Consider the following 7,171-nt stretch of genomic DNA (forward strand, 5'->3'; position numbering starts at 1 on the left):
GGAGCCGTCGTCAGGGGGTGAGCTTGGCGCGCAGGTCGTCGGCCCTGGGCAGGCCCAGCTCCTCGAACACGGCCAGCGAGGCGCGCCAGTGGTGGGCGGCGAGGTCCGGGCGGCCGGCGGCGGCCTCGGCGTCGCCCAGCCGTTCGCCGGTGTCGGCCAGGGCGTAGCGGATGCCCAGCTTCCCGTAGCCGGCGAGCGCCGCGCGGTAGTGCTCGACCGCCTCGTCCAGCCGGCCCAGGTTGGCCAGGGCCAGGCCGATGCTGTCCCGCAGGTCGGCCAGGCCGTAGTCGTCGTCGGGCGAGGTCAGCGCGAGGCCCTCGCGGCAGTGGGCCAGGGCCTCCTCGTGCCGGCCGAGCAGGCCGAGGTACCAGCCCACGGCGTTGAGGGCGCGGGCCAGGCGGGCGTTGTCCGTGCCGAGGCGTTGCAGCCGCAGCGCCTCGCTCGCGTGGTCGAGCGCCCGCACGTGGTCGCCCGCGCCCTCGTACAGCCACCCGGCGAACCGGTGCACGTCGGCGAGCAGCCGCGGCTCGGCCACGTCGGCGAGCACGGTCAGCGCCTGCTCGCCGGTCGCGCACGCCACGTCGACGCGCCCCAGGTCGGCCTCGGCCCGCGCCAGGCCGACCAGCCCGTGCCCCTCGCCCAACCGGTCGCCGACGCGGCGCGCCGAGGCGATGGCCACCCGGCTGGTGGTCACCAGGTCGTCCCAGTGGCCCGCCCGGTCGAGGTGGTGCGCCAGGGACCAGCCCAGCCGCCAGGCGACGTCGTGCCGCCCCCGCTCGGCGGCCCGCGCCTGGGCGGCCAGGAGCACGCGGCGCTCGGCGGCGAACCAGGCGGCGGCCCGGGCCCCGTCGGCGAAGGCGAGCGGGCGCGCCGCCGCCGGGGGCGGGTCGAGCGGGATCGGCACCCGTTCCGGGGAGAGGGCCAGGGCCGCCGCGCACGCGGTGTGCAGGTGGTGGTCCAGCACCGCGTCGACCACCGCGTCCCGCTCCGCCGCGCTCTCGTGCTCGTGGACCAGCTCGGTGGCGTACGCGCGCAGCAGGTCGTGCGGCGAGTACCGGCCGGGCGCGTGCTCGGTGAGCAGGTGCGCGGCGCACAGCTCGGCGAGCAGGCGGCGCGCGCGGGACGGCTGCTCGCCCAGGGCGGCGGCCACCGCCGGCACGCCGACGTCGTCGCCGGGCAGCAGCGCGAGCAGCCGGAACAGCCTGGCCGCGGCGGGGCTCAGCGCGTCGCAGGACCAGGAGAACACCGCCCGCACGTCGAGCGCGACGTCACCGGTGGACAGCGCGTCCAGGCCGCCTCGGGTGTCCGCCAGGTCGTCGGCCAGCGTCGCGAGGCTGAACGAGGGCCGGGTCGCGGCGCGGGCGGCCACCACGGCGAGCGCCAGCGGCAGCCGCGCGCAGGCGGCCAGGATCGCGCCCACCACGTGCTCCTCGGCCCCGACGCGCCGCTTGCCGAGCCGGCGGACCAGCACCTCCCGGGCCGCGCCCTCGTCGAGGACGTCCAGCCGCACGGCGTGGGCGTTGTGCGAGGCGACGAGGCCCGCCAGGTCGTCGCGGCTGGTGATCACGGCCAGGCTGCCCGCGCCGGGCAGCAGCGGCCGGACCTGCTCGGCGTCCCGGGCGTTGTCCAGCAGCACGAGCGCGCGGCGGCCGGCGAGCAGGCTGCGGAACAGCCCGGACCGCGCCTGCTCGCCGTCCGGCACGTCCGCCGGCCGCACGCCCAGCGCGTGCAGGAAGTCGCCCAGCTGCGCGGCCGGGTCCACCGCTTTGTCGTCCGGGTGGAAACCGCGCAGGTCGGCGTGCAGCAGGCCGTCCGGGAAGTGCCCGGACACCTGGTGGGCCAAGTGGACGGCGAGGGTGGTCTTGCCGATCCCGGCCATGCCCGTCACGGCGATCAGCCCGGCCCCGTCGGCGGCGGCCGTCGACAGCGCCTCCACCTCGTCCTGCCTGCCCACGAACGCGTCGAGCGGGCGCGGCAGCTGCGCGGGCCGCACCACGGGCTCGGTGGCGTGCGCGACGAGCACGGCCCGGTGCGCCGCCCGCAGCGCCTCGCCCGGGTCGAGCCCCAGCTCGTCGGCCAACCGGGCGCGCACCGCCTCGTAGGCGTCGAGCGCCTCGGCCTGGGACCCGGTGGCGGCCAGCACCCGCACCAGGTCGGCGTGCAGCGCCTCGTCCAGCGGGTGGCCGTGCGCCACGCGCCGCAGCGCGGGCAGCACGGCCCCCGGTTCGCCGCAGTCGAACGCGAGCCGCACGGCCCGGCGCACGGCGGCCACCCGCTCGTGCTCGACCGCCACGAACTGCGCGCCGGACCGGATCTCCTCGGCGATCCCGGACGCCACCGGCCCGCGCCACAGCTCCAGCGCGGCGAGCAGCGAGGCGAGCCCGGCGCGCGGGTCCGCGTCGTCCGCCGCGCGCACCAGCTCGCGGAACCGCAGCAGGTCCAGGACCTCCGCGTCGAGCACCGGCTGGTAGCCGCCCGGCACGGGCAGCAGCCAGCGACCGGTGGCGCGGCGCGGCAGGTCCGGTTCGACGACCCGGCGCAGCGCGCCGACGTACCGGTGCACGACGTTGGCCGCGCTCGGCGGCGGGTCGGCGGGCCACAGCGCGTCGACGACGGCGGACATCGGCACGGGTTCGCCCCCGGCCACGACCAGCAGCGCGAGCACCGCCTGCTGCTGCGGAGGCCCGAGGGCCACCTCCGCGCCGTCGACCCGTGCGCGCAGTGGTCCCAGGACGGACAGCCGGACGTTCTTGCCGATCAGGGCGGCCCCTCGATCACTGGTCGGTGGGCCGGCCAGTCTACCGCCGACCGGCCCCGCGCGCGGATCACCGATCGGTGGGCACCGCGATCTCGCCGTCCTCGCCGATGAGGCGGTCCAGGACGTCGTCGGGCAGCCACACGCGCAGCGGGTAGCCGGTGCCCCACGAGTTGAGCACCGGCACGGCGCCCAGCTCGTCGGCGCGCTCGTTGCCCAGCAGGGCGTGCACCTCGTCGACCGTCCTGGCCCAGCGGAACGCGGCGAGGCCGTGCCCGCCGTCCGGCGCGTACCCGGAGCGCGTGCGCCAGTCGTGGGCGGCGTACTCGTCCTGCCAGGGCACGTGCCCCAGCTCGACCAGCGCCTCGGCCGCCGCGCGCACCGACGTGCCCTCGTTGTCGCCGGGGTTGGTCTCGGACCACTCGTCGCGCTCCTTGGCCCGCGACCACAGCCAGCGCGCCGAGTAGAGCCCGCCGTTGAGGATCGACATGGCGCGCGACCAGCCGAACCCGACGCACGCGCCTTCGGTGCCCTGGTCGTAGAACGCGCGCCACGCCTCCTGGTCCGGGCCGCCGCCCGGTTCCAGGCACACGCAGTGCCCGCCGCGGATGCGGGTCAGCGACCTCGCCCCGCCGCGCGCGATGAAGTGCTCGCCGCTGGTCTCGTCGCGCACCGGGCCGTCCATCTCCCGGTACCAGTTCACGCCGATCACGACGGGCCGCCGCGAGGGCTGCTCCGCCAGCGCGGTCAGCGGGTAGTTCTCGACGTGCCGCCAGTCGTCCGGCACGAACCGGCCCAACCTCGGGTCCTCCGGCTCACCGTCCATCGGTCGATAGCGCATGGCGTCCCCTTGCCTCGACTGCTACCCGTGGGGTCGTCCGGCGCGGCACCCGGGTTAGCGGTCGCCGCCGAACGTCCCACGGACGGCGCAACGGGGTCAGGCGGGGGCGCGCACGACGTCGGCCAGCGCGGTGGCGGGGTGCCCGGTGAGGCGGCGCACGTGGTCGGTGACGCCGGCCAGCTCGCCGCGCGCGACGGCGGTGTAGGTGGAGACCCAGGCGTCGAGCTGCCAGTCGGGCGCGACGTGGTGGGCGCGCGACCGGTACGCCTCCTCCACGGTCTCGGGGTGGTAGGTGACCTCGCGACCGGTGACGCGGGTGAGCACCTCGGCGACCTCGGCGAAGGTGAGGGCCTCGGGGCCGGTGAGGTCGTAGGTCGCGCCCGCGTGGTCGGCGGCGGCGGTGAGCACGGCGGTGGCGGCGTCGGCGATGTCGTCCTGGGCGACCACCGCGACCCGCCCGTCGCCGGCCGGGCCCCGGATGACCCCGTCGTCGCCGACGAGGCCGGGGGTGAAGTCGGCGTACAGGTTGTCCCGCAGGAAGGTGAACGGGAGTCCGCTCGCGCGGACGTGCCGCTCGGTGGCCCAGTGGTCGCGGGCCAGCGTGAACGCCGCGTCGGGGGCCGCGCCGCAGAACGAGGTGTAGACCAGGTGCCCGACCCCGGCCTCGGCGGCGGCGTCCACGAACGCCCGGTGCAGGTCGACCCGGTCGGGGGTCTCCGAGGCCGAGACCATCAGGACGACGTCGACGCCGCGCAGGGCGTCGCGGACGGCGTCGCGGTCGGTGAACGCGGCCCGGACCACGTGCGCGCCGGGCAGCCCGGGGGCGCGGGCCGGGGCGCGCACCAGCAGGGTCTGCGGCAGGCCCGCGGCGGCCAGGCGCCGGGCGACGCGCCCGCCCAACCGGCCGGTGGCCCCGGTGACGGCGATGGCGGGGGTGGTGCTGCCGGTCATGGGCGGCTCCTGTCGTGGGTGATCACGGCGCACAGCATCGCCCACGCCCGCGCCGCCCGCCCGCGCTGCCCGCACTGCCCGCCCGCGCTACCGCGAGGACGGCGGGCCGGACTGGGGTGCGCCCGACTGGGGCGGGCTGGGCTGAGGTGCGCCCGACTGGGGCGCACCGGATTGGGGCGCGCCGGACGGCTGCCCGTCGCTGCCCGGCCGGGTGCCGCCGCCGGTCGGGGTGGTCGTGGTGTCGACACCGACCGCGAGGGTCACCTGGAACCCGCCGGACACGTCGCCGGTCACGGTGGCCAACTGGGTGACGCCGCCGTCGTCGCCGAAGACGTTGTCGCCGTCGAGCGTGACCTTCTTCAGGTTGTCCACGGACGCCTCGTAGCCCTTCTCCGCGTAGACCTTCTCGCAGGCGTCCTGGGGCAGCGCGACCTGCGAGGTGGCGATGACCTTGGTGACGTCGGCGATGCTCGCCAGGTCCGGGTAGACCTCGAAGTGGACGTGCGGCCAGCGCCCCGCGTAGCAGGCGGGGAAGACGCTGGTGAAGCTCACCTTCCCGGAGCTGTCCGCGACCTGCACGCCGCGCAGGTAGTTCTCCTGCTCGATGCCCTCGCTGTAGAGCGAGTAGCCGCCCTCGCGGGTGCAGTGCCACACGTACACCGCGGCGCCCTCGAACGGCTCGCCGCCCTTGGCGAGGTCGCTGACCACCAGGTCCAGCGTCATCGGCACGCCCTCGGCCCTGCCGGTCGGTCCGCCGAAGCTGGTCCGGATGTCGCCGCGCACCACCTCGCCCCGGTCGAGCACGTCCGGTCCGTTGGAGCCGTCGCCCGGGTACGGCCCGGCGGTCTCGTCGGGGATCTCCTGGAGCAGCTGCGCGGTCGACGTCGCGGTCGAGCCGGACGTCGCCGTCGTGCCGGACGACCCGGACGAGCCGCCCGAGCACGCGGCCAGCCCCAGCGCCGCCGCGCCCAGGCCGAACGCGCGCAGCGCCAGCCGCCTGCTCAGCAGGGTGCCGAGGTCGAAGCCCAAACCCTGGTCCACCGGTTCCTCGTCCGGGCGCGGCAGCGGGCGCCCCTCGTAGGACGGCACCCCGTCGTTGCTCATGCGACCTCCAGCCGTGCGGTTCCGGGCCACGCTAGGGCGGCCCCTCCCCGGTCGCACGCCGGTTCGCGCGCGGTCACCCGATCCGGTCGAGCCGCACCGGCAGGCCGTCGCGGGGCACCGGCAGGGCGGAGAAGTCGAACGCGGTCTCGTAGCCGGGTTCGACGCTGATCCGGAAGCGCTGGAGCAGCTGGTGCAGCAGCGCTTTGACGTGCACGTCGGCGAACCGCTCCCCCGCGCACTTGTGCACCCCGCCACCGAACGGCGCCCACGCGTAGCGGTCCACCCGCGCCGGCCCGGCGAACCGCAGGGGGTCGAACCGCTCCGGGTCCGGCCAGAGCTCCGCGAGGTGGTGGTTGACCAGCGGCGTCACCGTCACCAGGGTGCCCCGGGGCAGGTGGTGGCCCAGGACCTCGGTGTCGCGCGCGGTCCAGCGCGGGTAGACCGGGATGGGGGTGACGAGCCGCAGCGCCTCCTTCGCCACGAGGTCGAGGGCGCGCAGGCGGGGCAGGTCGTCCCAGCCGGCGAACCGAGTGCCCAGCGCCCGCGACTCCGCCCGCGCCCGGTCCTGCCACTCCGGGTGCTTGGCCAGCCGGTACAGCGCCGAGTTCAGCGCGACGGTGGTCGTGTCGTGCGCGGCGAGCAGCAGGCCGATGACGTGGTCGACGACCTCGGTGTCGGTGAACCGCCGCCCGTCCTCGTCGCCGGCGCGGCAGAGCAGGCCGAACAGGTCGGTGTCGTCGCCCGCGCGCTTGGCGGGCAGCCGGTCGAGGCAGAACCGCTCCAGCACGCGCCTGCCGGCCAGGCCGCGCGCCCACCGGGTGCCCGGCGCGCCGACGCGCACGTAGGCGGTGACGGCCCTGGTCATGTCGACGAACGCCGCGCCGACCGCGTCGGCGGTGCGGCCCAGCGCGAGCCCCAGGAACACGTCCGCGGCCAGGTTCAGCGTCAACCGCCTCACGGCGGGCAGCAGCGGGAACGGGTCCGCCGGCCGCCACCCGCGCAGCCCGGCGTCGATCACGCGGTTCATCCGGTCCAGGTAGCCGCGCAGGCGGTTCGGCGTGAACGCCTGCTGCACGACCCGCCGCTGCCGCAGGTGCTCCTCGCCGTCCAGGGTCAGCAGCCCGCCGCGGAAGAACGGCCCCAGGAAGAACTCCCACGCCTGGCGGTTGGCGAACGCCCGGTCCCGGTTGACCAGCACCACCTCGGCGGCCTCCGGGCCCACCAGCGACACGATGCGCCGCCCGAACCCGCAGGACCAGCTCACCGGGCCGTACCGCGCCAGTCGGCGCGCACCCCACTCGACCGGGTCACGGATCGCCGCGAACGTGTGACCCACCACCGGGCAGCCCGCGTTCCCCGGCACGGTCCGCAACCCGCTGCCGGGCGGCGCGGCGGGGAACGGACCGGGCACCGCGAGCAGCTCCCGCGCCCGTGCGAGCCGACCGCCGGACGGCACGTGCGCCTCGGCGACCACGGACGGCCCACCCCCCTTCCCTCTGGTCCGTCCAGTGTGGACCCGG

General features: G+C 76.8%; 5 protein-coding genes. All 5 read right to left on the reverse strand.

Annotation, left to right across the window (positions count from 1 at the left end):
* Positions 1-10 precede the first annotated feature (10 nt).
* Entirely contained in the window at positions 11-2,695 is a 2,685-nt protein-coding gene (locus ACR807_RS11565) for an AfsR/SARP family transcriptional regulator (RefSeq protein ID WP_438921255.1), read from the reverse strand.
* A 130-nt stretch (positions 2,696-2,825) separates the two neighbouring features.
* Positions 2,826-3,596, reverse strand: coding sequence for a hypothetical protein (locus tag ACR807_RS11570; RefSeq protein WP_438921256.1), 771 nt, complete (start codon positions 3,594-3,596; stop codon positions 2,826-2,828).
* Positions 3,597-3,692: 96 nt separating this feature from the next.
* Complete coding sequence (locus ACR807_RS11575; RefSeq protein ID WP_438921257.1) at positions 3,693-4,547, reverse strand: SDR family oxidoreductase; 855 nt, start codon at positions 4,545-4,547, stop codon at positions 3,693-3,695.
* An 87-nt stretch (positions 4,548-4,634) separates the two neighbouring features.
* Entirely contained in the window at positions 4,635-5,651 is a 1,017-nt protein-coding gene (locus tag ACR807_RS11580) for an intradiol ring-cleavage dioxygenase (protein ID WP_438921258.1), read from the reverse strand.
* Positions 5,652-5,724: 73 nt separating this feature from the next.
* Positions 5,725-7,171: cytochrome P450 (locus tag ACR807_RS11585; protein WP_438921259.1), on the reverse strand; the 1,447-nt coding region annotated here is incomplete at its 5' end.

Origin of the sequence: Saccharothrix sabaoui (genome assembly GCF_051756985.1) — a bacterium.
Lineage (GTDB): Bacteria > Actinomycetota > Actinomycetes > Mycobacteriales > Pseudonocardiaceae > Actinosynnema.